This is a genomic window from Alteromonas sp. C1M14 (assembly GCF_018860965.1).
Taxonomy (GTDB): Bacteria; Pseudomonadota; Gammaproteobacteria; order Enterobacterales; family Alteromonadaceae; genus Alteromonas.
On record NZ_JAHKQF010000015.1, the window covers coordinates 693,216 to 720,184 of the forward strand.

General features: G+C 48.3%; 25 protein-coding genes and 2 riboswitches. Of the genes, 19 read left to right on the forward strand and 6 right to left on the reverse strand.

The window, feature by feature from the left end:
* Position 1: 1 nt before the first annotated feature.
* From KO501_RS15320 to KO501_RS15330, 3 genes are all read right to left on the reverse strand, one after another.
* Complete coding sequence (locus KO501_RS15320; protein WP_216030530.1) at positions 2–1,201, reverse strand: efflux RND transporter periplasmic adaptor subunit; 1,200 nt, start codon at positions 1,199–1,201, stop codon at positions 2–4.
* A gap of 192 nt (positions 1,202–1,393) precedes the next feature.
* Positions 1,394–3,466, reverse strand: a complete 2,073-nt coding sequence (locus tag KO501_RS15325; RefSeq protein WP_216030531.1) for a S9 family peptidase — start codon at positions 3,464–3,466, stop codon at positions 1,394–1,396.
* A 268-nt stretch (positions 3,467–3,734) separates the two neighbouring features.
* A complete protein-coding gene (locus KO501_RS15330) occupies positions 3,735–4,361 on the reverse strand; it encodes a TetR/AcrR family transcriptional regulator (RefSeq protein WP_216030532.1) in 627 nt (208 codons plus the stop codon).
* Between the two features lie 204 nt (positions 4,362–4,565).
* On the opposite strand from KO501_RS15330, the gene KO501_RS15335 reads away from it, so the two are divergent.
* The 7 genes from KO501_RS15335 to KO501_RS15365 all read left to right on the forward strand — a co-directional run bounded on the left by KO501_RS15335 (position 4,566) and on the right by KO501_RS15365 (position 10,639).
* On the forward strand, positions 4,566–6,779 hold the full coding sequence (locus KO501_RS15335) for a TonB-dependent receptor (RefSeq protein ID WP_216030533.1): 2,214 nt from the start codon (positions 4,566–4,568) through the stop codon (positions 6,777–6,779).
* 62 nt (positions 6,780–6,841) lie between these two features.
* Complete coding sequence (locus tag KO501_RS15340; RefSeq protein WP_216030534.1) at positions 6,842–7,996, forward strand: amine dehydrogenase large subunit; 1,155 nt, start codon at positions 6,842–6,844, stop codon at positions 7,994–7,996.
* 4 nt (positions 7,997–8,000) lie between these two features.
* A complete protein-coding gene (locus KO501_RS15345) occupies positions 8,001–8,564 on the forward strand; it encodes a MauE/DoxX family redox-associated membrane protein (protein WP_216030535.1) in 564 nt (187 codons plus the stop codon).
* On the forward strand, positions 8,557–9,159 hold the full coding sequence (locus KO501_RS15350; protein WP_216030536.1) for a redoxin domain-containing protein: 603 nt from the start codon (positions 8,557–8,559) through the stop codon (positions 9,157–9,159). The genes KO501_RS15345 and KO501_RS15350 overlap by 8 nt, the downstream gene beginning before the upstream one ends.
* A gap of 10 nt (positions 9,160–9,169) precedes the next feature.
* Positions 9,170–9,715 (forward strand): methylamine dehydrogenase light chain, encoded by a 546-nt coding sequence (locus KO501_RS15355; protein WP_216030537.1) that lies wholly within the window; start codon positions 9,170–9,172, stop codon positions 9,713–9,715.
* Entirely contained in the window at positions 9,708–10,190 is a 483-nt protein-coding gene (locus KO501_RS15360) for a cytochrome c (protein WP_216030538.1), read from the forward strand. Before KO501_RS15355 ends, KO501_RS15360 begins: the two co-directional genes overlap by 8 nt.
* A 20-nt stretch (positions 10,191–10,210) precedes the next feature.
* Complete coding sequence (locus KO501_RS15365; protein WP_216030539.1) at positions 10,211–10,639, forward strand: cytochrome c; 429 nt, start codon at positions 10,211–10,213, stop codon at positions 10,637–10,639.
* A gap of 49 nt (positions 10,640–10,688) precedes the next feature.
* Here the strand turns inward: KO501_RS15365 and KO501_RS15370 are convergent, their stop codons facing one another.
* From KO501_RS15370 to KO501_RS15380, 3 genes are read right to left on the reverse strand one after another with little or no spacing between them, the layout of a single operon-like run.
* On the reverse strand, positions 10,689–11,807 hold the full coding sequence (locus KO501_RS15370) for an ABC transporter permease (protein ID WP_216030540.1): 1,119 nt from the start codon (positions 11,805–11,807) through the stop codon (positions 10,689–10,691).
* A gap of 2 nt (positions 11,808–11,809) precedes the next feature.
* Positions 11,810–14,557 (reverse strand): ribosome-associated ATPase/putative transporter RbbA, encoded by a 2,748-nt coding sequence (rbbA, locus tag KO501_RS15375; RefSeq protein ID WP_216030541.1) that lies wholly within the window; start codon positions 14,555–14,557, stop codon positions 11,810–11,812.
* On the reverse strand, positions 14,554–15,618 hold the full coding sequence (locus KO501_RS15380) for an HlyD family efflux transporter periplasmic adaptor subunit (protein ID WP_252728437.1): 1,065 nt from the start codon (positions 15,616–15,618) through the stop codon (positions 14,554–14,556). Before KO501_RS15380 ends, rbbA begins: the two co-directional genes overlap by 4 nt.
* Before the next feature lie 251 nt (positions 15,619–15,869).
* Between KO501_RS15380 and KO501_RS15385 the strand changes: the two genes are divergently transcribed.
* From KO501_RS15385 to cobD, 12 genes are all read left to right on the forward strand, one after another.
* Positions 15,870–16,460, forward strand: coding sequence for a DUF4136 domain-containing protein (locus KO501_RS15385; protein WP_216030543.1), 591 nt, complete (start codon positions 15,870–15,872; stop codon positions 16,458–16,460).
* Between the two features lie 101 nt (positions 16,461–16,561).
* A riboswitch (cobalamin riboswitch) is annotated at positions 16,562–16,715 on the forward strand.
* A 136-nt stretch (positions 16,716–16,851) separates the two neighbouring features.
* Positions 16,852–17,670, forward strand: coding sequence for an ABC transporter ATP-binding protein (locus KO501_RS15390; protein ID WP_216030544.1), 819 nt, complete (start codon positions 16,852–16,854; stop codon positions 17,668–17,670).
* Complete coding sequence (locus KO501_RS15395; protein ID WP_216030545.1) at positions 17,667–18,677, forward strand: iron ABC transporter permease; 1,011 nt, start codon at positions 17,667–17,669, stop codon at positions 18,675–18,677. The genes KO501_RS15390 and KO501_RS15395 overlap by 4 nt, the downstream gene beginning before the upstream one ends.
* 12 nt (positions 18,678–18,689) lie before the next feature.
* Positions 18,690–19,763 carry a nicotinate-nucleotide--dimethylbenzimidazole phosphoribosyltransferase gene (gene cobT, locus KO501_RS15400; RefSeq protein WP_216030546.1) on the forward strand — a complete coding sequence of 358 codons (1,074 nt, stop codon included), beginning with the start codon at positions 18,690–18,692 and terminating at the stop codon, positions 19,761–19,763.
* A complete protein-coding gene (gene cobS, locus KO501_RS15405; RefSeq protein ID WP_252728438.1) occupies positions 19,763–20,551 on the forward strand; it encodes an adenosylcobinamide-GDP ribazoletransferase in 789 nt (262 codons plus the stop codon). The genes cobT and cobS overlap by 1 nt, the downstream gene beginning before the upstream one ends.
* The gene (gene cobU / locus KO501_RS15410) at positions 20,548–21,081 is read left to right on the forward strand and encodes a bifunctional adenosylcobinamide kinase/adenosylcobinamide-phosphate guanylyltransferase (protein ID WP_216030547.1); all 534 of its coding nucleotides are present in this window, start codon (positions 20,548–20,550) and stop codon (positions 21,079–21,081) included. The genes cobS and cobU overlap by 4 nt, the downstream gene beginning before the upstream one ends.
* Positions 21,078–21,701, forward strand: a complete 624-nt coding sequence (locus KO501_RS15415) for a histidine phosphatase family protein (RefSeq protein ID WP_216030548.1) — start codon at positions 21,078–21,080, stop codon at positions 21,699–21,701. The genes cobU and KO501_RS15415 overlap by 4 nt, the downstream gene beginning before the upstream one ends.
* Positions 21,691–23,181, forward strand: coding sequence for a cobyric acid synthase (locus tag KO501_RS15420; RefSeq protein WP_216030549.1), 1,491 nt, complete (start codon positions 21,691–21,693; stop codon positions 23,179–23,181). The genes KO501_RS15415 and KO501_RS15420 overlap by 11 nt, the downstream gene beginning before the upstream one ends.
* Before the next feature lie 16 nt (positions 23,182–23,197).
* The gene (cobO, locus tag KO501_RS15425; protein WP_216030550.1) at positions 23,198–23,797 is read left to right on the forward strand and encodes a cob(I)yrinic acid a,c-diamide adenosyltransferase; all 600 of its coding nucleotides are present in this window, start codon (positions 23,198–23,200) and stop codon (positions 23,795–23,797) included.
* The gene (locus KO501_RS15430; protein WP_354667841.1) at positions 23,794–24,672 is read left to right on the forward strand and encodes a cobalamin-binding protein; all 879 of its coding nucleotides are present in this window, start codon (positions 23,794–23,796) and stop codon (positions 24,670–24,672) included. Before cobO ends, KO501_RS15430 begins: the two co-directional genes overlap by 4 nt.
* Before the next feature lie 48 nt (positions 24,673–24,720).
* Positions 24,721–25,662, forward strand: a complete 942-nt coding sequence (cbiB, locus tag KO501_RS15435; RefSeq protein WP_216030551.1) for an adenosylcobinamide-phosphate synthase CbiB — start codon at positions 24,721–24,723, stop codon at positions 25,660–25,662.
* Complete coding sequence (gene cobD / locus KO501_RS15440; protein ID WP_216030552.1) at positions 25,659–26,669, forward strand: threonine-phosphate decarboxylase CobD; 1,011 nt, start codon at positions 25,659–25,661, stop codon at positions 26,667–26,669. Before cbiB ends, cobD begins: the two co-directional genes overlap by 4 nt.
* Positions 26,670–26,712: 43 nt before the next feature.
* A riboswitch (cobalamin riboswitch) is annotated at positions 26,713–26,887 on the forward strand.
* Positions 26,888–26,969 lie beyond the last annotated feature (82 nt).

A 26,969-nucleotide genomic window follows, 5' to 3' on the forward strand; every position in this document is an offset into this window, starting at 1 on the left:
TTTACACTCCTGTCATCGCTGTTGAATCAACGTTGAGGTTGTGCGTTTTCTCACTAATGACCACCATTTCGCCAGACGCATCCATTGTGACTTCAACGGGTTCAACCTGACTGTCTGGTCTTATTTTGATGCTACCTTCAACTAACAGCTTGTCTTGAGTACTGAGTCCACTGCCGATAAGCCACTTATTACCTACCGCTTCCAGTGTTTTCACCACTCGTTTTTCTATTGTATTTGCATCATTAATCACATAGGCAAAAGCATCACCATTGGCACTGTGATAGATCCCCTGCTGAGGCACCAATATAGCATTTTCATCGACGGCTTCATTTACCGTACCGCGAACAAACATGCCAGGTAGTAACAGTCCCTGAGGGTTAGAAAACTGGGCTCGTAACGTCACCGCGCCGGTGGAGGAATTCACCGAGACTTCCTGCATTTTCATTTGCCCTTCATATTGGTAGTCGCTACCGTCTTCTAGCTCAAGCGAAACCGTCGCCGTGCCTTGGCTGATATTTTTACTGCCTAGTAACTTGCGCAACTGTAATAAGGCTTTACTGCTTTTGGTCATATCTACGTAAATGGGATCCAGCTGGCGAATAGTGGCAAGGGCAGTGTCTTGTTCTGCGGTAACCAACGCACCTTCTGTTACGGTAGAGATGCCAATTCGCCCGCTAATAGGGGCTTTGATTTTGGTAAATTCAAGATTAATTTTTGCCGTTTCAAGTGCTGCCTCGTATTTTGCAATATCGGCCGCGGCTTCAAGGTAATCGGCGTGAGCATCGTCGGCATCTTGTTGCGACACCCCATCAATTGCTAGCAATGAAGCGTAGCGTTCATCTTTAAGCCGAGCGGTTTCCACAGACGCTTTAGCGCTGGCTACGTCAGCTTTGGCTTCATTGTATGCCGACGCATAAGTAGTTGGATCTAATTGATAAAGCACTTGCCCTTGAGTCACGCTGTCGCCCTCGTCAAAGAGGCGCTCTTTTACAATACCTGTAACCTGAGGCCTTACTTGCGCCTCCCGTGAAGCCACCACCCGTCCCTGCATTTTCGCTTCCATGGTATAAACCGTGGGCGTGACCGTTATATAAGAAACTGTCGGCGCATTCCCTGCCGGTGACGCTGTTTCTGATTGCTCGCAACCACTCAGCAAGAAACATAGCGCCAATAAACCACCAATAAACCTAAAATACTTCATTTTCGGATTTCCTTACTTCTATCCGGATACCAAGACGGTAGGAAAAGCACGATTACACGATACGTAATCGTTACGTAGGATGAAGAGCATAACCAATGAAGGGTTAAGGGAAGGTTAAAGTCATCACTATCGACATAAAAAAACCGGGCTATTTTTAAGCCCGGTTTCAATTTATATTGCTAGTAAAAACGATTAATTGCTGTTGCTGTTTGCTGGCGTTTTATAGCGTTCAAACCACGCTAAAATATTACCCACTTTTTGGATAAGTCTTGATGGCCGACTGGCAATACCATGAGATGACCCCGGTATACGCACTAGTGCTGCATCTACGCCCTGTAGTTTTAACGCCTGATAAAACTGTTCCGACTCGCTAATCGGTGTACGATAATCAGATTCGCCAGTCAATAACATGGTTGGCGTAGTGACATTACCGACCAAAGATAGCGGGCTTCTTTTCCATAATTTTTCAGCAATATTCCATGGCATATCGGCCATCCAATATTGACTAAAATACGGATAGGCATCTGCCGTCAATGCAAAGCTCACCCAGTTAATTACAGGTTTTGCCACCACCGCAGCGGCAAACCGGTCTGTCTTGCCAACGGACCAGGCCGTTAACACACCGCCGCCAGAACCACCGGTAATAAATAGATTATCCGTATCCACATAACCTTTTGCGATCACGGTATCCACCGTATCCATTAAGTCATTATAATCTTCTGAGGGGTAGTTATGATGGATCAAGTTACCAAAATCTTCACCATAAGAGGCGCTACCTCTTGGGTTTGCCCAAACCACCACATATCCTTTTGCCGCCATCAATTGAATTTCCATTGAGAAATGGGGGCCGTAGGCGGCATGAGGACCACCGTGGATCTCAAGGATCAAGGGATACTTTTTACTGGCATCAAAATTCGGCGGCAGTGCCACCCACGCATCAATACTTCTGTCATCAACACTGGAAGTCACCGCCAGATCTTCAACCTTTGCTAAGGCTTTATAACTTAGGGCATCATCATTCAGGTGGGTCAGTTGCTTATCGTCCCCACGCTTTTTAAACAGCGCCAGATCGCCGGGCATGGTCCGACTTGCCAAGGTATAAACGATATCACCATCGTCACTTACGGCAAAATCACCGGAAGTATAGGGCCGGCCAAAAGATTGCCCCCCCATTGCGACATCCAGTTTTTCTATATCACCGTCCAAATCCACTGTCGCCAGACGATTTTCACCGCCATCTAGATAGGAGAAAACCAATCCTTTGCTATTGCTTTCCCAGACAAACTTGCCGATGGACCGATCAAGAGAGGCGGTAACACGGGTCATTTTCCCCGAGGAAAGGGACATCACCACAATATCGCCATTTTGATAGGACAAACGCCTGTCGTCTAACTGGGTAAACGCCAAGTATTTACCATTGGGGCTCAATACTGGGTGGCTTTCAGGGCCAGCCATATCGGTAACTTGTACAATTTCACCTGAGGTTATGTCCACCTTGTAGATGTCAGACGTAAGCGGGTTAAGGGCGTAATCTTCACTTTGTGCAGAAGAAAAGTAAATCCACTCATCGTTGTTGCTAAAACTTAGCGTGCCACCATTAGGGAACTGCCCTGTCGTTAGCTGACGAGGGGTGCCCCCGTCGACAGGCAAAACGTAAACCTGATTGTAACCTTCCCGCAAATAGCCTCGGCCGTCACTGCGATACTGTACTGCATCAATATACTTGGCTGTGGGTGACCATTTAGCCCCTTTGGGTTTTGCCGGCATACCGGTGAACAGTGGCTTTTGCTTATGTTCAGTAAATAACGTAAAGGCCAAAGTTTTACCGTCATGGGACCAAGTAATATTACTTGGTCTTTCATCAACATTGGTTAAACGAACGGATTGACGTGAATCTAAATAATAAACGAATAATTGGCTTCGCCCATTAACCGTTTGGGCGTAGGCCAGCATTTTACCGTTAGGTGAAAGGGTGGCATTACTGACACTAGCTTGTTGAGCAATAAAGGGACGGTGCTCACCGGTCTTCAAATTGACTTGCCAAAGATGGCTTTGACGACTGTCGGTCATAATGTCCATACTCTGACGATTATAAATAACCGTGTCATCATCAATAAACTGCGGGTTAGCGACAAATTCTAAATTAAAAGTATCGTCGTAACTAAGTGCTTTACCGTCGCTGGCAAAAGCCGGTGTAATAACACTGGCAATGAGTGTTGCCGCCGCACATAACCCACGGCGTGGTGCAAAAGTGAGAGCCTTCATGGCATATCCTTTCTTATTTGTGATTATTGACCTCGCAATCAATGCGGGTTTTAGCGTGTATAACAGGGTACAAATGTTACTTTATCCGTTTATTGCGAATTTGCAGGTAAGGTGCGTCGAAAATGCATCTGAATGTGACAAATAACGGTTCGCTGAATGCTTAATATGGTGAGGGCGATGGTATTTTCCTGCTAAATATTAGCCTCTATGCACCCCATTGGGGTGCGCAAAATTAGTGCAACCTAGTACAAACGTACCATTTTAGTGCTTAATTTTTAGCCCTTTCGGCGGGAATATCACCACTTTCGATGATTTGTAAAGCGGTGCTACAGATCATTTTTATTACACCTTCACACATCCCATTGTTAGATTTTTTATAACCGATAAACATGGTGTGTCCCTCAATCGTCGCAGAAATAAACAAAGCGATTAATCGTCCTTGCTGTTCAGTCAACGAAGGATTAATTTGCAGCGCGATATCTTCATAAATACGTCGATACACTTTATACATTTGCTGCATTAGCGTATTGATATATTCGTCGTGATTCGACAATGACCAAATCTCAGGAAAGAACACGGTGGTATCCCGTGTTTGCAAATCACGGGTGACAAATTCGATCACACTGATTAAACATTCTTTTGGCGATGATGCCTTATTTTTTATAACCTCAAGCTCAAGTAAGTACCTACTTATTACGTGATCAAGCATGGCTGATACTAAGTCATCACGGGTAGCAAAATGGTGCTGTAGATTCCCGGGTGAAATCCCCACGCGCTTGGCCACTTTACGGATAGAAAAATTGTGATACCCCTCATCGATGAGTAGATTTTTCGCCGCTTCTAAAATCTGTTTTTGCCGCTCTAACCCAGCTTTATAAGGCCCTCGTTTAGGCATATTTTTTTTCTGCCTCCCCGGCGCGTTTTCAGGCAATGTCAGGCTCCTCTTATATCCAGCTAACTAAACGGATTATACGTCAATCCCGTGCTACTTACATCCTATTCACAACCCAATTTAGTTCGCTTGTACTAGTTTGGCTTAAAAGTTGCTCAGTGAGCAGCGGGGCACATAACAATTACAACTTGGAACTGAGGGAAGAAAATGAGGAAAAGCAAACTAGCACTCGCATTGACTTTAGGGGTGAGCTGTCAACATGTCGCCTTTGCCCAACAGGTATTTGAAGAGATCAGTGTGGTCGCACAAAAACGTGAACAAAGTGTACAAGACGTGGGAATTGCCATCACTGCACTGTCCGGTGATCAACTAGAAGCCCTTGGCTTTGATAATGCTCAACAAGTTACGGCCATGGCGCCGGGCGTACAAACGGTACAGCCCAATGGCGAGGCCAATTACTCTGTGGGAATTCGCGGCGTAACCAATTCTGATTTTACCACCAACGTAGAAAGCCCGGTGGCGCTCTATGTGGACGAGGTGTATATCAGCCAGATGTCAGGTGCGGGATTCAGTCTGTTTGATTTAGAGCGTGTGGAAATTTTGCGTGGGCCACAAGGCACCCTTTTTGGTCGCAATGCGACTGGGGGATTGGTGCATTATATCACCCGCAAACCCACCCAAGAATTAGATGCCTACGCCAAGGTAACCTTTGGTGATTACAATCAACGGAAATTTGAAGGTGCATTAGGCGCTGGATTAACCGACACATTGTCAGCTCGGGTATCGGTTAATATCAACAAAGCCGATGGCTACATTGAAAACCGCTATACCGGCAACGACCTCAATAATGCCGATGATAAAACGGCACGAGTACAGTTCCTATATGCCCCAAATAGTGACTTTGAAGCCCTATTGAATTTTCGCTATGCCGAACAAGATATCGATACAGGTTTTTTCGAAAACGTAAGTTCAGTAAGGCCCGGTGAGTTAACGCCAGACGAGATGAACCCGGTTTTAGGTTACATCGACAACGACGGTGACGTTTATGCCGGGGATTATGATGATCCAGGCTTTAATGAACTTGAAACCAACGGTGCCACCGCAACCTTAAAATGGCAAATTAACGACGATTTAAAGATCGTGTCTATTTCTGACATCTCCAATGTAGAACGTACCTATATTGAAGACAGCGATGCATCACCGGTTCCCTTATTTAACTTTTTCCTTACCACCGATGCGCAACAATTTTCCCAAGAAATTCGGTTAGAAGGCAATGCCGGCGATCTACTTTGGGTTACGGGTGCTTACTACCTCGACCTCGATATCAAGGATTCCAACGGTGCAATTTCTGATCCCCTTATCGGCGGCGGTGGCACCACCGAAGCGGGCAGTGAAGGCGGGTTATATAACCCCTATACATCAACCCTAACCTCGACCTCGGTGTTTGCCCAATTAGAATATCCCCTTGCCGAAGACCTAACCCTTATCGGCGGCCTACGTTTTATTCAAGATGAAAAAGAATTCGATTTTAGTGTAAATGCGGTGGAGTTTCTTGATCCGGCCTCCCAACCCGGTTTTGCTGATAGCGACAATCTCGCATTGCAGGCAGAGCTAGGACAGTATTCGGCAAGCAGAAAAGACTCGGAAGTAGCCGGGCGGTTACAATTAAATTGGTACCCCACTGAGGATTTACTTACTTATCTTAGTTGGAACCGAGGTGTAAAAGGAGGCGGTTACAATGCCCCGATTTTCCCCCTCGCGCCCCCCAATGATTACGACGATGCCACCTTAAGCTACGATCCAGAACAACTGGATGCCTATGAGTTCGGCATAAAAAGCGATGTGGGCGATTATGGTCGCTTAAATGCCGCGATTTATTACTACGACTACAGCGACTATCAAATTTTCAATATTATCGGTCTTGATACCATCACCATTAACTCGCCAGAGGCTTCATCTCAAGGTTTTGAAGTGGAGTATCAAGGTCAAATAGGCGACAACTGGGATCTCTTGCTCGGCGCCGCCTATAACGATGCTGAAGCGACTCTTGCTGATGGCTCTAAAACCGTTCCCGTACAATCCCCAAAATGGAATTATAATGGCCTGCTACGTTACAGCATGCCGGTAGGTTCCGGTTATTTGGCGGTTCAAGGGGATTTTGTTTTTCGCGACGACGTACGCTTTGCCTTATCCGACGCCGAAACCCTTCAGCAATCGGCCTACACCCTATATAACGCTTCCATTACTTACACCTCTGGGGATGACACTTGGCAAATCAGTGCCTTCGTAGACAACCTCACCGACGAAGAATATATCGTTCAAGCCTTTGATTTATCGGGTCCAGAGGTATTTGGCCTGACCGAACAATACTACGGCAAACCAAGATGGTGGGGCGTTTCCTTTAAATATTCATGGTTTTAAACACACGGTGTGGCGTGACCAAACGCCACAACTTTACGTCACTTACTCAGGAATAATCAGATATGCGTAAAATACTATTCAATGGGATATCCGCCCTGTTATTCGCTTGCTGTGCCCTGCCTGTTGTTGCAGAGCTAAAGCCAGAGCCCATCCCTTCGGTGGCAACACTGCCCGCCACCTATCCAGACTCGTGGATATTTGCCCACGATGTTAATTTTAACTCTATGATTGCCGGAAAAGTCGCCATTATCGATGTGGCCGCCGATGCCAAAGAATTTAAAGGGTTTATCGATGCATCCATGATGGCCAATTTTGTTGAATCTAAGGTTAAGCCTCGTCTTTACGTGGCCGAAAGCTTTTTTTCCCGTGGCACCACAGGCACTCGCACTGACGTCATTTCCATTTACGATAAGGCCACCCTCAAGCGCATAAAAGAGGTGGTTTTACCGAAGAATAACCGAGCCCAGATCGTAGCCAGCAAGCATATGCTTAAGTTGGTGGACAACGACAAATATTTACTGATCTTAGCCTTTACCCCCGCCACGTCAGTCATTGTTATGGATACGGACACCGGTGAGTTGCTAAGTGAACTGCCCATCGCGGGCTGTAACCTCGTTTATCCTGCCGGAGACAAAGGCTTTGCTTCCTTATGTGGCAACGGTGGTATGAAAGCTGTGGCCTTTGATGAAAGCGGTCAAGAAACCGAACGTTACGATATTCCCCCCTTTTTTAGCGTCGAAGACGACCCCTTGTTTGATAAGCCGGCTTTCATTGGTTCTACCGCGTATTTCTTGTCTTACAAAAGCCAGGTTCAACCCATCGACTTAGCCACGTCAAAACCTAAGATCCTGCCTACTTGGTCGTTAGTTAGTGACGAAGAAGCAGCCGAAAACTGGCGGCCTGGCGGTTGGCAATTTGCCACCTCTGACGGCGCGCAAAAATTATATGTGGTTATGCACAAAGATGGCTATAACGGCAGCCATAAGTTTGGTGGTGAAGAAGTCTGGGTCTTTGATACCCAATCGCAGCAACGGATCCAACGTATTGCTTTGAAAAAGAATGCCTTTTCCATTGAAGTCACCCGCTCTGCCACCCCGTTGTTGGTGGTAACTAATACAGAAATGGGCTTGGACATCTATACCACAGACGGAGACTATCAACGATTTATTTCCGTTGGCGATTCCACCATGCCCATTGTGTTACACCGGGGGAGATAACGCCATGTTGACTGTATTACTACAGGTATTAGAAATTGGCTTATTGGGCTTTTTTCTATCGCTTATCTTAGCCAGTGCCGTACATAAACTGAAAAACCCTGGACGCTTTCGTCAAGCCTTAGTGGCTTACGAGCTATTGCCTCCGCCCTTGGCGCTTTCCACCGCTAAATTTGTGCCTGGTATTGAAATTGGCGTTGTCCTTGCGGCCCTTCTAAGTTACGCCCTTGGAAGCCCCGCTCTTACCAGTGTGCTGTTTTTATTATTGTTTGCCACCTATGCCGTATTTTTAGGCTATGCCGCAGTAATGAACAAATCACTTTCCGACTGCGGTTGCTCTTTAAATAACACTTCCGCCCATGTGTCACCAAGCAAGTTAGTGGTGCGCAATCTGGTTCTCATGAGCTTGGTAGCACTGTTTTATGCCGCCTCTGCTTCTTATGGGAATTCAATTGCGGTATGGAGCACCGGGCTCGTCTTTTCACTGATTCTTTTTATCACTTACAGCAGCATTGATGGCTTGCTGGAAAACCAGGCTTTATTGAAAAACTTGAGGGTTCGACATGACTAATTTACTCATCGTTTCAAACATTATTTTATGGATTGTCCTTATTGTACTAACCATTATGCTATTTGCACTGGTACGCCAAATTGGGGTGCTTTACGAACGTGTGGCTCCCGCTGGTGCCTTGTCCATTAACAAGCAACTCAAGGTGGGAGATGAGGCGCCGGCTGTCGACGCCATTAACCTGATGAACAACAAGAAGATATCCATTGGCGGCACACCTGATGCTGGAAAATGCCAATTGATGTTTTTTGTTTCTCCCACCTGCCCTATGTGTAAATCACTCATTCCTATTGCTAAATCCATAGCCCGTGAAGAACAGTCATGGGTGGATCTGGTGTTCGCCACCGACGGTTCAGAAGAAGAAATAGACCTTTTCATCAAACGGCAAAAATTAGAAAAGTCCCATCTGGTTAACAGCGAATTGGTGGGTAAAGCCTTTGGTGTGGCAAAACTGCCTTATGCGGTACTGATTGATGAGCAAGGTACTTTGCAAGCCATGGGGATCGTGAACTCCCGGGAGCATATCGAAAGCTTGTTTAACGTAAAAGAGACCGGCTATGCCAGTCTTCAAGAATACATGCAGAAAAACTTTGCCTAAGGAGAAAACCATGAAATTTCTAGATAAATTAATGGAGCGTAGCTCCCGCAAGGTGGCACAAAATACATCGCGACGACATATGCTGACCAATTTGTCCAAGTTAATGGTCGGGGCTGCTGCCATTCCCCTCCTACCGGTGGCAAGAGCCTCCGAAGCCACCGGCGGCTATCCGGGCGTGGGCAAACAGGTATCTGGTTTAGACGGCGATCCCGGTGATCCCACCAGCTGTGACTACTGGCGCTATTGTGCCATTGACGGTTTTTTATGCTCCTGCTGTGGCGGCACCGCGTCAAGCTGTCCCCCTGGGACGGAAATGTCTCCCATCACATGGATTGGAACCTGCCGTAACCCCGCCGATGGTAAAGACTATATCATTTCCTATAACGATTGTTGCGGGAAAACCAGTTGTGGTCGCTGCTTATGTAACCGAAATGAAAATGATAAACCGGTCTATCGCCCTCAGGCGAACAACGACATTAACTGGTGCTTAGGCACCTCAAGTAGCGTTTACACCTGTTCTACTGGGGTAGTTCTGGGAGTGGCAGTCGATGGCTAAACCCGGCATTTTACGGATAACGGCGCGCTGCGCCGTTGCCGGCATCTTGGTCTTTTCATCACTCGTGAAGGCCGAAGGACAAACCGGAGAGCAAGTCTTTACCACATGTTCAGCTTGCCATCTGGCTACTGGCGCGGGGATCCCCGGCGCATTTCCTCCCCTTACCAAACTACCGGACCTTTATGCCAAAGAAGGAGGCAAAGACTATTTAATCAGTGTGGTATTACAAGGACTCAGTGGCCCCATCCAGTCCCAGGGCACCGGATATAATGGTTTTATGCAGGCATTTGGAAGTTCGCTTACAGACACAGAAATAGCAGCAGTTTTGGCCTATGTGCTCACAGAAATAGCCTCACCGGGGTTGCAACAAGGCAGTCAAATAACCGCGTCTGATGTGTCACAAATCCGCGAAAAAATAGCCAACGGCCAGTGGAAAAGTAGCCATGAACTACGCAGCGCACTGACCATGCCCTAACTGTTATGCGGAGATCCTTTATGCCATTTTTTGCAGCATTGTGTTTAAGGGTGCTAGGTATTGCACTTTTGCTTTATCTGCCCTCGGCCACCAGCGCAGGGTTAACCAAAGCGCAAACTGACTACATTTTGCAATGTCAGGGGTGCCATAAAGCAAGCGGTACAGGTATGCCCCCCCAAACGCCGGATTTTCATGAATACGGCAACGACTTTATGCATATGCAGGAAGGTCGCCAGTACTGGATCAGTGTACCTGGGGCTGCCAATTCGCCATTAACCGACGGTGAATTAGCCAATGTCTTAAATTATATCGCTACGGATATTGTGGAGGTGAAAAATCACACCCCGTTTACTGCGAATGAAGTTCGCGCGCACAGAGGGAAGAAAATGACCAATGTGTATGAAGTGCGACGGCAGTTGGCCACAAAATTAACCGTAACATCCCCTTAGTCACCCCACTACCTCACCCTGTTTGATGACAGGGTGAGGTAGTGCTTAGTCATAAACTTCCCACCGTGGTTTTAAAACGGCGCAGTGCAACGTAGTAAAACACGCCACCAATCACTAAAAGAGCTAACAGTTGAGGGTAAATAATACTCAAACCTGCACCTCGATAGAGGATCCCCTGTGAGGCCATGACAAAATGGGTATTGGGGGTAAACAACATTAAATACTGAATTAATTCCGGCATACTCTCTCGCGGTGTCGTCCCCCCTGAAAGCAATTGCAGCGGTAGCAAAACTAAAATCAATAAAAGACCAAACTGGGGCATGGAGCGGGCAATGGTCGCCATAAAAATCCCCATGCTGCTTATGGCAAACAACTGCAATATCACCGCTAACATAAACAAAGAAATATCGCCGTTAATGGGTACGCCCAAAACACATTCAATCATGCCATACACCGACATTAGCGTTGCCAACCAAACCACTAAACTGGTGGCAATGATTTTTGACAACATAATATCGGCATTAGATACTGGCATGGCTAACAGGTGCTCCACCGTGCCCCGCTCTTTTTCTCGTATGAGGGCGGCACCGGATAAAATAATGGCAATCAGGGTAACGGCATTGATTAATTCCATTACCGAGCCAAACCAAAAGCTTTCTAATGCGGGATTAAAGCGTGCACGCATGATCAAATTGACCGGATAACTTGATTCCGTTTTATACCCCGTCACAAAAGCCGCCACTTCGTCGTTAAGAATTTCGGTAATGTAGCCGTTGCCGGTAAACGCCTGGCTAATGCGAGTGGCATCCACATTAACCTGCACATCCGGTACGCTTCCTTTCATCACTCGTTTTTCAAAATCAGGGGGTAAGGTAATCACAAAGGTATAGGTGCCTGTATCTAAGGCCTCATTGACCTCTTGCTCGCTAATCACCTTTGGCGTTAAAAAATACGGCGGCATAAAGGCATCAACAATACGTTTAGATAACTGGGAATGGTCGTGATCCACAAACGCAATGGGGGCATTGTGTAACGATTCTGGGACTGCCGTTGCTGCGGTGTAAATATTCACACTAAACACATACACAATAAGCAGTAACATCACCGGATCCCGCCATAGACTCCACAACTCTTTAACCGACAGATGCACAACATTGGATAACCGCATTTTTAGTGCTCCTGCTTTTTCAACATAACGACGGTCAACCCAAGGGTAACTGGAATGGCCAATGCAATGGCGTAAACCGTGAAATCTAACGTTTCAAACCCCAACCCTTTACTGAAAATTCCCCGACTTGCCAATAAAAAATAACTCACCGGGTGAATTTCTCCTATCAGCTTACCAGCTCCTTCTAAAGCGGAAACCGGGGTAATCATGCCGGCAAATTGTATCGCCGGCACCATGGTGCCAATGGTGGTTAATAAAATGGCGGCAATCTGGCTGTTGGTAAATACCGATGCGAAAAAGCCGAAACTGGTAGCAAAGGTAACAAACAATAAGCCGATAACCCCAAGGGCGATGACATCCCCTTTCAAGGGCACATTAAACAACACCACTGCCATCACAATCAGCAACACAAAGCTGGCAAAGGAGGTCACAATGTAGGGCAGTTGTTTACCCAGTAGAAACTCGATTTTACGTACCGGCGTGACATACAAATTAATGATGGAACCCATTTCTTTTTCTCTTACCACTGCCAGCGATGTTAATAACGCCGGAATCATCAGCAGTAACATGGGGATCACCGCCGGAACAATCGCCACTAAACTGCGAATATCGGGGTTATAAAGGTAACGAGATTGCACATCGATATATGATGTGCTGGCGGTGGTACTGGCTTGGGCAGCCTGCTCTAATAGCCAAGTGACATGGATCCCTTCCACATACCCTTCGATGGTTTCTGCCCGCGAAGGCATAGAGCCATCAATCCAGGCCGCAATTTCAACATCTTCGCCTTTGTGCAGCTTTTGCCCAAAATCAGGCGGTATTTCGATGGCCAACGACAACTCACCGCTTTTCATTCTACGGTCCATTTGCCCATAACTGGTGATCTCGGGTTGCTCAATGAAATACCGGGAACCGGCCAAACTATTCACGTAATTTTCACTGATGGCCGACTTGTCTCTATCAAACACGGCGTAAGGTAAATCTTCCACGTCCATAGTTATGCCATAGCCAATCACCACCATCAGCACCATACTGCCAAGAAAGGCCATGGTCAGCCGGATGGGATCCCGCATGAGCTCTAAGCTTTCCCGCATGGCGTAACTAAGTAGTCGCTGCAAAGAAAAACGACCATATTGATGAGCAGGCTTGCTAACGTGTTTTTGCTGGGAAAGGCTGTTTCCGTCAGCTTTGCTAGCATGGGGCTTCGTAACGGAGGCTGGTGCCGGCAGCGCCTGTTTCAAATAGGCAATGAAGGCTTCTTCCAGCGTCTTTGCCTGTTTATGTTCAATAATTTTTGCTGGGGGATCGGTTACCAGCACTTTACCTGCATGCATTAGCGAAATGCGATCGCAACGTGCCGCTTCGTTCATAAAGTGAGTAGAAATAAAAATAGTCACGCCATCGTTGCGCGCCAATGCAATAAGTAACCGCCAAAAGTTATCCCTAGCCACCGGATCCACCCCAGAGGTCGGTTCATCTAAAATGAGTACTTCTGGCTTGTGTACCATAGCCACCGCCAGAGATAATCGTTGGCGCAAACCTAACGGCAAGGATGCCGGCAATGCATCTTGATGTTCTGTGAGGGCAAACCGCGTTAGCATTTCTTCTACCCGTTCAGCCCGCTCGTCGGGCGCCACGTCAAATAAACGGGCATGTAACACCAAATTTTGCATTACGGTCAGTTCGGTATACAAAGAAAAGCTTTGCGACATGTAGCCCACACGGTAACGGGTGGCAATATCGGTAGGATCTAAGGTTTTGCCTAATAGACGTACTTCGCCTTTAGTTTGTGGTAATAACCCAGTTAACATTTTCATGGTGGTGGATTTACCGCACCCATTAGAGCCTAAAAAGCCAAAAATTTCCCCTTTGCGTATGGAAAAACTGACATTGTCCACGGCGGTAAAGTCACCAAACTGCATGGTAAGCCCCTTCGCCTCAATGGCCATTGGCGCGGAATCGTCTGCGGCCATGGGGGTCATGACCACTTTTGTATGTTGCGCTTGCATCGCCTTGGGTAGTAAGGCAACAAACGCGGCTTCCAGATCAGAGGTTTGGGTTTGGGTCATCAATGCTTGGGGCGAGCCGGTGGCTAGAATCTTGCCATCATTCATGGCAATGAGGTACTCAAACTGCTCAGCCTCATCCATATACGCGGTGGCCACCAACACGGTGATATTAGGCTGGCTTTGCCGTATATCTGCAATTAACTGCCAAAACTGACTACGAGCCAAAGGATCAACCCCGGTGGTGGGCTCATCAAGGATCAACAACTTAGGATCATGTATCAAGGCACAGCAAAGCCCTAATTTTTGCTTCATGCCGCCGGACAACTTACCTGCGGGGCGGGATAAGAAAGGGAACAGGCCGGTACGCTGAGTAAGGGTATCGATTCGCGCTCGTCGCGCTTCACTACCATGGCCAAATAGTTTGGCAAAAAACTGTAAGTTTTCCTCCACCGATAAGGTGGGGTAAAGGTTTTTGCCTAAACCTTGAGGCATATAGGCAATATCCGTACAAATCTTACGTCGATGCTGATGTTGACGCATATCTCCGCCCAGCACCTCTAGCGCACCGTCTTGTAGGGCCCGCTCTCCCGCAATCAACGACAAAAGGGTCGACTTACCCACACCGTCAGGCCCAATAAAGCCCACGGTTTTTCCTTCAGGAATGCGCAAGCTGATGTTGCCAATCGCAAGCTTGTTGCCATAGCGGACCGTCAATTCTTGGCAAATTACCCTGTCGGTCATTCTGCAATTCGCTCTGGCACATCGGCAGGCCACTGCCCGTCATCATCTAACTTCACATAAACGACGCCGGGTAATCCGGTTTTTACCTTGTCGAGGTGCTTCGCTAACAGTGCTTGAGGAATTTGCGCTTTTACTCGAAACATGAGCTTTTCTCGTTCGCTTTGGGTTTCCACCGAACGAGGCGTAAACTGTGCCACATCAGCCACATAAGAAATGTGTGCCGGGATGGCTAAATCCGGTGCCGCGTCTAGGACAATACGAGCATCAGAGCCAATGGCAAGACGGCCGGCCTGTGTGGCGGGTAAGAAGAAGGTCATATACACATTGGTTAAATCTACCAAACTGAGCACCCGGCCACCGGCTGCAACGACTTCTCCTGGCTCGACCACCCGATATTGAATGCGACCATCACGAGGGGCCACCAGACTCATATCTTCCATTTCAGATTCTATTTGCGCAATGGCTGCGTTTGCCGCTGTCACCGCCGCTTTGGCTGAGACATATTGGGCTTTCGCTGCTTGTATGGTGGCATCGGCGGCCGCCAGACGGGCCGCCGCCGCATTTCCCGCCGCTTCGGCACTTTCAACACTGGTTTCATTGTCTTCTGCCAATTGGCGAGACACCGCGCCGGTTTTTGAAAGCTCGTCGGTTCGTCGGGCATGGGCCTGAGCGGCTTTTAATTCAGCCTGACTTTGCAGTAAGGCGGCTTCCAACGCCACTTTTTCACTTTCGCGTTGGGCCACCGCCATGTTAGCCGCCGCCACTGTGCTTTGCGCCTGTTGTAACTGAGCCTTAGCCTGCGCTAACTGCCCTTCGATAGTACTGGTATCCAGTTTGGCGACTTGGGTTCCGGCGGCAACTTGCTCACCTTCCGCCACATAAATGGCTTCCACACGTCCAGCCACTTTCGCCGCAATCCCAATCTCAATGGCTTCTATGCGTCCGTTACTTACTACTACATCATCATTGTCTGTGGTGGAAAAAAAGTTGAGATAAGTGAGAACAATAACCACAACAAGCAAGGAAAGTATAATATAGGGGGTCTTCTTCACGGTGAGCATCCTTAAGTTCAGTGAACATCTGACAGGACATGTCGCCACTGCTGATGACGAAGTTAGCCACCTAGCAGAGCATGGGATCAGAGGTTTTAAACAAAAGTATAGCGAGGCAATGTAAGCTCAGCTTTGCGCTGAATCAACGAAATACATAAATAGGTATTTATGGGATAGCGTAATATATTTGCTATAAAAGCGATCCGATATGAACAAATTTACTTTTAAACATACACGCGATTTGAATAAGTGAAGCCATAATGAAAATACAAAAACCGGTTTTTAAGTTTGCTCACCCGACTAGGTGCATACTGCTCAGCCTGCTTACTCTGTTTATAATTAGCGGATGTGCCAGTCGCAATCCACAAGTAGCAATCGACCAGAATCAAGATTTCTCGCAACTACATACCTTTTATGTGCGGCCTCCCCTTAACAGTGTTAACCCTCAGATTGAAAGTCAGTTGATCACTGCCATCACCGGCATACTGGAACAAAAAGGCTATAGTTCGGTGTCTCAGGATTCTGCAGATATGCAGGTGGGGTTTCAGCCTTCCACCTCCAGCCAAGAAAACGGCACTCGTTTAAACCTAGGGTTGGGAACCGGACTATTTGGTCGTTCAGGTGGCATATCTTTGGGCAGTATTTTTAGTATTCCGGTGGGCGAACAAGTTACCGACTACCAGGCACTGCAAATTGATGTGGTCACGGGCAATACCTTTATTTACAGTGCCGCAGGCAGTGCAAAGTTATCTTCCCGTGATGCCATTACCGTGCAAAATAAACTCAATGAACTTATCGACCAATTACTTGAAGACTTCCCCGAGGCAACCTACGTCGAGCCCTATCAATAAGAGCATCAACATGAAATAGTTTAGGTGTGCGCAACCTCACCTGTGGATATTGACGCCCTAGGGAAAAAATACGATGTCACGGTAACAAAAAATTGGTAGACTCGCGGCCATTGTGATGGGGTTTCGTAGACGCAAAAGTGTTACGAATTAAATGGGAATCTGGTGAAAATCCAGAGCTGTACCCGCAACTGTATTCGCCCAATCAGCATTGCTGAACGCGAAAGTCAGATACCAGCCGCATCACGCAGAATGTTTAACTTCGTGCGGGAAAACACGAAGAATGTGTACCCCTTATTACCGGCTATTCGGGAACGGTATACCTTCTTTGAAAGCGTTAATCTACGCTGCTGTTATCCCCCACATCACAAAGAATGAATGCGGTATCCATACCATGTCAACTGGATTGGCGCTCAAAGCCACAAGCCTAAAAATCAATCATATTGCTATTTTAAGCGATATCACAATTCACTTTCCATTAGGCAAGTTCTATGGCGTATTGGGGCCTAACGGTGCCGGAAAAACCAGCTTGTTAAAGCTCATTTCCGGTCAGCAATTCGCTGAGGGTGAGATCCGCTGGCAAGGGCGCAAGCTCAGTGATTATTCGCCACAACAATTAGCCCAGCAAATTGCGGTAGTTAATCAGGTTAACGATACGGTTTTTGCCCTCACCACTCAACAGGTGGTGACCATGGGACTGCTGCCCCATAAGGGGCTTTTATCTCGTTATACAGATGCCGATAAAATAAACGTTGAACAGGCCCTTAAAGATGTAGGCTTGGCAGACAAAAGTCATCAGCATTTCAGTGCCCTATCTGGGGGAGAGCAACAACGCTGCCTCATTGCCCGTGCCTTAGTACAGGGGGCTCCCTTGCTCATTCTCGATGAGCCCGTGAATCATTTGGATGTATATTACCAACACCAGATCCTCCACCTCCTTCATCAATTGTGCCTACAGCAAGGTAAAACGGTTATTGTCAGTTTGCATGATCTTAACCTCGCGGCGGCCTATTGCGATCAGATCACCTTGCTAAATCATGGCAAATGCTTGGCCCATGGCAGCCCCAGTGAGGTGTTTCGTCCAGACCTGCTAAGCGCCACCTTTAATTTGCCCTGCAAAGTCCATACTACCGAGCAAGCTTGTGGCATACGGGTTGAATTTATTCCGCCCATTAGCGAATACCAGCAAAGCCACACAGGTCAACAACCATGAACAAGAAATGGGCTTTATTGATCGTTTTGGCCATATCGGCCCCCTTATGCTCCATCTTTTTTGGCGCCGCCACCTTGCCGCCAGAAACCTTATATCAATGCGTGGTTTCCCAATGTACCGATCCCATCGATAACGCCATTTTATGGGATATCCGGTTTCCCCGGGTCATTGTGGGGTTTCTTGTGGGAGCAGGGTTATCGGTGGCAGGCGCCACCTTACAAAATATTACCCGTAATGGGCTGGCTGATCCCTACCTCTTTGGTGTGGTGGCCGGCGCGGGGCTAGGGGCCAGTGTGGCCACCTTACTTTTTAACAGCGATCTAGGCATGAGTTGGGGGTTACCCTCTGGGTTCTACACCATGGCATTGCCCGGCTCTGCCCTCATTGGCGCTATCTTCGCCGTGCTCCTTGTGCAAGTGCTATCCCACACCACTTTTGGGCGACGTATGGAACACATGCTGTTAGCCGGCGTGGCCGTCTCCTTCATGCTAAGTGCGTTAAGTCAGTTTTTGCTATTTGTTGGCGACCCCTTTGCTGCCAATCAAGTGGTATTTTGGCTTATGGGCAGCCTTGCCCGGGTAGAGGGCTGGTATGCCGGCGTCATGCTGGTAATCGTCCTGGTAAGTATCTTCATTCTTTATCTTTACGGTCCACAATTAGACGCCTTGCTACTGGGTGACGATAATGCCAAAACCTTAGGCGTCAATGTGACCCGTATGCGGGTACTCAGTTTATTGGTTTGCGCCGTATTAACCGCTGCCATTGTGGCATATTGCGGTGGCATCGGATTTGTCGGACTGATGATCCCTCATATCATCCGTCACTGGTTGGGCGTGACCAGCCGTATTCTATTTTTAGGCAGCGCATTATTAGGCGGTTGCTTTATGGTATGGGTAGATGTATTTGCTCGTTCCGCCTTTACGGGCCGGGAAATCCCCATCGGGATCATCACCTCTGCCATCGGCAGTGTGTTTTTCTTGCTCGCCATGCGCCAACGTCAATCCTAAAAGGTGAAAAACATGTCATTATTTGATGCAAAACGCTGGTCTATCTCTGCGCTCAATCTTGCGGCCGTTGCCACTATCCAAGATCATATTGATAAAAAAACCAAACCTGTCGGCGCCCTTGGCCAGCTCGAAGAAGTGGCAAAACAAATCGCATTAACCCAATGGCAGGGCCATATACGCCCTATCACCGTCAGCAAGCCAACCATCATTGTGTTTGCCGCCGACCATGGCATTGCCAAACACAACGTCAGTATTGCCCCTCAAGCAGTAACACGGCAAATGGTAGAAAATTTTCTTGCCGGTGGCGCTGCCATTAATTGTTTTTGTCAGGCCAACCATCTGACGTTAACGGTGGTGGATGCTGGCATACTCACCCCCATTTTGAGTGAGGATCCCAGCTTCATCAGTAAGCGGCTGGGCCCGGGCAGCGAAGATATGTCCGAAACGCCGGCAATGACTCCTGAGCAAAGCGAAAACGCCCTGTTATACGGCGCTCAAATTGCCCAACAACACATTGCAGCAGGCAGCGAGGTGATCGGGTTTGGTGAAATGGGGATCGGCAATACCAGCATGGCTTCAGCGTTGGTCAGCGCACTCACCGGCCAACCCGTCAATGATTTGGTGGGTAGCGGAACCGGTATTAATGTTAAACAACTGGCATTAAAGTACGCCTTATTGCAAAAGACCCTTGCCCGAGTAGAAGACCAGTGTCAATCCTTACCCTTACCTCCGGCCTTGGCTTTACAGCAAACGGGCGGGTTTGAAGTAGGCCAGATAGCCGGTGCCATGCTCGCCACGGCTCAAGCAGGAAAGCTTATTTTAGTCGATGGTTTTATTGTGAGTAGCGCAGCATTGCTGGCAGTAAAGATTTGCCCTGCCGTCAAAGACTATATGATCTTCTGTCATCAATCCGCCGAACAAGGCCATCAACAGGTTTTAAACTACTTAGACGCCAAACCGTTATTGAATATTGGTTTGCGCTTAGGGGAAGGCACCGGTGCTGCGGTAGCGTTCCCCCTATTAACCGCTGCGCAAGCCTTTTATAACCATATGGCGACCTTTGAAAGCGCCCAAGTGGTGTTGTAATGACAGCTCAAATCACACGTTTTTTACAACATTTTTTACTGGCGATAAGCTTTTTCACCCGTTTACCTGTGGGGCGTTGGGTCACTTACAGCGACCACAAAATGCACCGGGCAGGAGTGCTATTTCCCTTAGTAGGTTGGCTACTGGCCCTTATCTTAAGTGTACTTTATACCTCCTTGGCCACGGTGTTTGACCCTGCAATCAGTGTGTTTTTAACGGTGGTCATCAGTGTATTGCTCACCGGCGCATTTCATGAAGATGGCCTTGCAGATACCGCCGATGCCTTTGGCGGCGGACTTGATCGTCAGCACAAACTGGTGATCATGAAAGACAGTCGCTTAGGCACCTACGGCGTGTGCGCCCTCACAGGAGCATTAGTGGGAAAGTGGCTATTGCTGACAATGCTAGCCCAGCACGATAGTGTGATTGTGGCACTGTGTTTGGCATACCCCCTTTCCCGGGCGTTGGCATTAAGCCATATACAACATCTTCCCTACGCGTCAGAAACAAGCAGTGGAAAGGCCAGCAAAAGCATGCCTTTTTCCCAGCCATTTACAGCAGCCGCCTTGCTATTTATGTTGCTGTCTGGCGGACTGATGTTATTGGCTTTACCTTGGCAGCTTAGTGTGTGGGTGATAATGGGGGGTCTGCTCTTGCGACTGCTGCTAAAACAGCGCATGCACAAGCATATACAGGGCTTTACCGGTGATACCTTGGGCGGCGCCCAGCAACTGCAAGAATTACTCATTTACTTACTGTTCATTGCCTACTTAGGACCCACCTCATGATCCATTTTATTCTCGGTGGCGCCCGTTCTGGCAAGTCCCGTTATGCACAACAATGGGTGAGCGAACGTTGTCAGCAAACACAGCAAGATGTGACTTATATTGCCACAGCCACGGTTACCGATGCGCAAATGGAAAAACGCATACAACGCCATCAACAGGACCGGCCTGCCCATTGGAAGCTTATTGAAGCCCCCTATACCCTCCCTCAAGCGGTGGCTACTCACAACAATGACGACATTATCCTCATTGATTGCCTAACCCTGTGGCTGAATAATTTACTGTTTAAACACCCCCAACAAGATTTCGACGCCGTGTTTAGCCAACTTACCACGGCTCTTAAATCACGTACGGGCACCACGGTAGTGGTTTCCAATGAAGTGGGCTTAGGCATTATTCCCATGGGCGAAGTGAGCCGCCAATTTGTGGATCAGGCCGGTTGGCTCAACCAAGCCATGGCCGCCACCGCAGATAAAGTGACCTTTGTGGCCGCCGGCCTGCCGTTAACCCTCAAACCCCAGCCGTCATTATGAACCGGATCATTGATTTACTTCGCCATGGTAGCGTAGAGGGTGAACCGGCCCTTTACGGTCGCACCGATGTGCCCCTCAGTCCAAGAGGAAAAGCGCAAATGCTGGCACACCTACCGGTACTGAAAACCGTGGATAATATTATCAGCTCGCCCCTAATACGCTGTTTATCGGCAGCAGAAGCCATCGGCCACTTAGTAAAAGCACCGGTTAACCCGTTACCGTCGCTACAAGAATGTGACTTCGGTGAACTCGATGGTGTGCCCTTTGATCATCTGCAATCTCAGTGGCCCCTTCTCGAAGCCTTTTGGCAACAACCCGCTAAAGCCACCTTGCCGCAAGCAGAATCATTGCCCCTTTTTCATGAACGGGTGCTCAACGGCTGGCAGCAAATTCTCTCACAAGATGGTAAGCACCTGTTGGTGGTTAGTCACGGCGGGGCTATTCGCCAGATTTTAGCCCACTTATTGGGGATCAATTGGACACAACCCGCCCTTTATCAGCAACTGGCCATCGGATACGGCAGTCGAACCCGTATTACCATTGACGATCACCCTAATGCCCTTCCCGTTGTTCGATATATTGGGCTAGAAGGTAACGAGGCGCCCAGCAATGACGCATAAACCGGTTTGCTCAACTCTGATGGTGCAAGGCACCTCTTCCGATGCAGGAAAAAGCATGCTGGTGGCGGCTTTGTGTCGCTGCTTGCACAATCGAGGGCGACAAGTTGCCCCGTTTAAACCGCAAAATATGGCATTAAATAGTGCGGTGACAGCGGACGGCGGAGAAATAGGCCGTGCCCAAGCGGTGCAAGCCTTGGCGGCAAAGGTACCGGCCCACACGGATATGAACCCCATTTTGCTAAAGCCCAACTCCGATACCGGAGCCCAGGTGATTGTGCACGGTAAAAGTATCGGCAATATGCACGCCACACCCTATCACCAATATAAAACGGTGGCCATGGCCGCCGTATTAGCCTCTTATGAAAGACTCGCTAAGCAATTTGATGCCATTATCGTAGAAGGGGCAGGAAGCCCTGCAGAAATTAATTTACGGGACAGGGACATTGCCAATATGGGGTTTGCGGAAGCGGTGGACTGCCCGGTGATCCTTGTTGCCGATATTGATCGGGGCGGCGTATTTGCCCAGCTTGTCGGCACACTGGCCTTGCTATCCGAGTCTGAACAACAACGGGTTGTGGGGTTTGTGATCAACAAATTTCGCGGTGATCTTGCCTTATTAACCCCAGGTATCGAGTGGTTAGAGAACAAAACTGGCAAGCCAGTTTTAGGGGTTCTGCCCTATTTGCACAACTTACAATTAGCTGCTGAAGATGCCATCTGCGCCACCCAGAATCTCACCGCCCAAGAAAACATGATTAACGTGGCGGTGCCGGTATTTAGCCGTATCAGTAATCATACTGACTTTGATATGTTGCGCACCCATCCGCAAATTAATCTGCAATTTATTGCCCAGAACGCCCCTTTGCCCGCCTGTGATCTGATTATTTTACCGGGCAGCAAAAACGTGCGCGCCGATCTTCGACTGCTTGAACAAACCGGCTGGCAAAAGGATATTCAACGCCATTTACGTTACGGCGGAAAGGTATTGGGGATCTGTGGCGGCTATCAGATGCTAGGCGAAAAAATTCATGACCCCAACGGCGTTGAAAGTCAACCAGGAACAAGTTGCGGGTTAGGTTACTTACCTATCGACACCACCCTAACCCCCAGCAAACAACTAACCAATGATCGGGGCACCTTGTGTCTAGGTCACGCAAAGGACATAGGCGTATCTGGATACCAGATCCACGCCGGCGTCAGTACCTATACAAGTACGCCACGGCCATTTTGTCGTTTATCAGACGGCACCTTAGACGGCGCGGTCAGTCTAGATGACCAGATAGCAGGAACCTATTTACATGGCGTGTTTGATCAGGCCGACACCCTTAAGCATATTTTACGCTGGGCGGGCGTCGATACCCACCTTGTGGCCGACTATGAGCAACAGCAGGAACAAGAAATTGTCCGTCTGGCACAAATGTGTGAAGAACATCTTTCATGGCAAAAAGTACTGCCCTACCTCACCCCAACCCAACAATGACATTGCAGGAGCTAGCATGAGCGAACACGACAAGCAAAAACACAAAAAGCGGATGGAAGCCCAAAAGGCACGTATTGATGAACGTGTGTCCCAAGCCCAAGAAGAACGGGGGATCATCATTGTTATCACTGGAAACGGCAAGGGCAAGTCTACGTCTGGATTTGGTACGGTAACCCGGGCCGTTGGCCATGGTTTACACGCCGCCGTAGTACAGTTTGTTAAGGGCACCTGGCCCTGTGGTGAGCGCGACCTGCTGCTTAAGCACGATGTGCCTTTTCATGTTATGGGAACGGGCTTTACTTGGGAAACCCAGGATAAAGACACCGACATTAAAGCGGCTACTACCGCTTGGGCACAGGCGAAAGCTTGGCTACAAGATGACAGTATCGATCTGGTGCTGCTGGATGAAATTACCTATATGCTTAGCTATAAATATTTGGATCTTGATGACGTGGTTTCCACCTTGCTCAATCGTCCGAAAAATCAAAGTGTGATCGTAACTGGTCGCGCCTGTCACCGAGCTGTTATTGATATTGCTGACACAGTCAGTGAAGTGCGCCCACAAAAACATGCGTTTGAAGCGGGTATAAAAGCGCAAAAAGGGATCGATTGGTGAGAATTACAACAGGGTTAATGTTAGCGTTTATCTTGTCGTTATCTTGTGCCGTGTCGCAAGCACAAGATATCTCCAACGATGACAAACAAAAACGACGGCTGGTGGTTCTCGCGCCTCACTTAGTGGAATCCATGTTTGCCATTGGCGCAGGAGAACAGATTGTGGCCACCACCACCCATTCTGATTATCCAGAACAGGCCAAATCCATTCCCCAAATTGGTAATTACGCCCGTTTGCAGATAGAGAAGATCTTGCAATTGCGACCCGATATTGTGGTTGCCTGGCGTACGGGTAATCCAGCCGAAGATCTGCTACGTCTTGAAAAATATAAGATGCCGGTGGTGTATACCCAACCAACCCAATTAGAAGATGTGGCCAAAGAAATTAAATTGCTAGGTGAATTAACCGGGCGACAAGACAAAGCCAATGAAGTGGCCGATGCTTATCTTCAACGCCTCAATCACCTTAAAGCCGAGTACCAGGCCAAACAGCCGGTCACCGTGTTTTATGAATTATGGTCTCGCCCCCTTCGCACCGTCGCTGGGAGTTCTTGGTTACAACAACAAATCAGTGCCTGCGGGGCCACCAATATTTACCGTGATTTAGCTGAGGATTATCCCCAGGTGAGTCTTGAAGATGTGCTGGCGAAACAACCTCAGATAATTATTCAGCCGTCAAAGCATGGCCAAAGCCAACCCGATGCCATCAACTGGCAAACTTGGCCGCAAATTCCAGCAGTTACCAATGATTTTATTCTTCAACCTAATGCTGACAAGGTACATCGCATGACGACTCGTATGCTCGATGAGCTGGAATTGATGTGTCGCCAAATTGATCAGGCTCGGCAGTTTTATCAGCAGCAGCCTAATGACTGATTAAGGAAGAGCCTTACTTTGACCGAGTTTTGCCTAAGCGGCGCCATAATGTTAAGCGCATTACTTCTCGATAGATGGCTAGGAGAGCCAGTGCGACTGCACCCCCTTGTGGGCTTTGGTCACCTGGCTAATTGGCTGGAAAAGCGGCTCAACGCCCGTAACCTGTCGTCGTTTAATAGCAAGCTAATGGGCGTTGTCGCCCTGTTATGTGCTGTGGTGCCCATTGTGGGCATAGCGTTTTACCTTGCCCATTGTGTAAAGCTGCCCAATTACCTGAACTACCCCCTCGAGTGCCTTATGTTGTATTTAGCTATCGGTCAACGAAGCCTGTATGAACACACCATGCCCATCGCCCGCGCCCTCGCAAAAAACGATCTCCCTACCGCCCGTAAACAGGTGAGCTACATAGTGTCACGTGACACACAGCAATTAACGCCAAAAGACATTGCCCGGGCATCGGTGGAATCCATACTGGAAAACGGCCATGATGGGGTTATCGCCAGTTTGTTTTACTACCTTGTCGGTGGGGTACCCCTGGTGGTATTGCACCGGCTCATTAACACCCTTGATGCCATGTGGGGATATAAAAATAGCCGCTTTATTAATTTTGGCTGGGCGGCAGCCCGTTTTGATGATGTGATGGGCTGGCCGTCAGGCAAGGTCACCGCGTTGTTATATATTCTGCATAAACGTCCCATTGGCGCACAATGGGCGGCCTGGCATTTATCTCGTCATCAGGCTAGCCACTATAAAAGCCTGAATGGCGGTATGGTAATGGCAGCCGGGGCCAATACCTTAGGTTTATGTCTTGGCGGTGAAAACGCCACTTATGATGGCCGCACAGTTCACGCTCCCCTGTTAGGTGAAGGTCGTGAAGTGTGCCCTAGTGATATCATGGCAAGCCTAGCGCTACTGAAAAGGACAAGCCGACAATTTTGTTTGATCACGATGGCCATTGGCGGCCTCGTTTTTCTTGTGAGTATGCTATGACGGTATTGCAACACGGCGGGCAGTTACAAACCATGGTTAAGCGCTTCGGAGGAGTCAAGGAAGATTGGGTGGATGTGTCCACGGGTATCTCCCCCTACACCTACCCCATAGCCCTACCTCCGGTGGAGAGTTGGCAACGCCTGCCCGAAGTATCAGAGCAATTTACTGACGCCGCCGGTGCATATTATGGCAGTGAACTGGGTTTACCTATTCCAGGCTCGCAAAGTGTGATCCAACTTTTACCTCAGCTGTGTGCGCAAAACGGTAAAACAATTGGGCGGGTGTGGCTGCCCCGCGTTGGCTACAAAGAGCATCAAAAAGCCTGGCAAGGCACCGCGATCCCAATGTATTTTTATAATGATCTGCCAGCACTTTCGGCCTTAACGTCCAATGATATGGTCGTAGTCATTAACCCCAATAATCCCACCGGTTTTATGGCGAACCAAGAGCAACTTTTTGCATTAGCCAATCGCCTTGAGCAACTTTCAGGCATGCTAATTATTGATGAAGCCTTTATGGACTGCACTCCAGCACATTCCATGCTTACTCGGCCTTTGCTGGCCAATATGTTCATTCTACGTTCTACTGGCAAATTTTTCGGTTTGGCGGGTATTCGTTTGGGAATGTTGTTTGCCCAGAAGCAATGGCTGCATCACTGCGCCGCCCTATTAGGTCCTTGGACAGTTAATGGCCCTGCCCTGCACATCGCGGCACAAGCATTTAGCGACAGGGTTTGGCAGCAACAGCAACGAGCAAAACTAGATCAAGACAGTACCTGGTTGGATAATGTGTTGTCTGAACATTTACAGATAAGATCTGCCGGCACAGCCTTATTTAGAACCATAAAAACGCCCCATGCCACCCGCTGGTTTTCCCACCTTTGTCAGCATCAGATATATGTGCGCCTATGTGACGAAAAAGACGCCCTTCGCTTTGGCTTACCCCTCATCAGTCAACGGCGCAAACTGGAAAATGCCATCGCCTCTTTGCCGCTGTTAAGGGAATAATTAAATTTATTTCAGATTGACTTTGTATGTATCAGTTTGTATGGTTGCGCCCGCTGTTTCAGGTGCCTGTCGATAGCGGTATTTATGCTGTCTGGACAGGTTAAACGGGAAGTGTGGTATCAATATGAAACATCATATTGGAATCCACCGCTGCCCCCGCAACGGTAAGATGCCACTGCGCATTAAGCCCGACACCGGCCTGTGAGACAGTCTATATACGAATGAAGCGGAGGGCTTCATTGGATTGCTATTGCTCATCAACTCTGGTGTATTCGCACTCCCGTTCCCCCTCCTTCAATC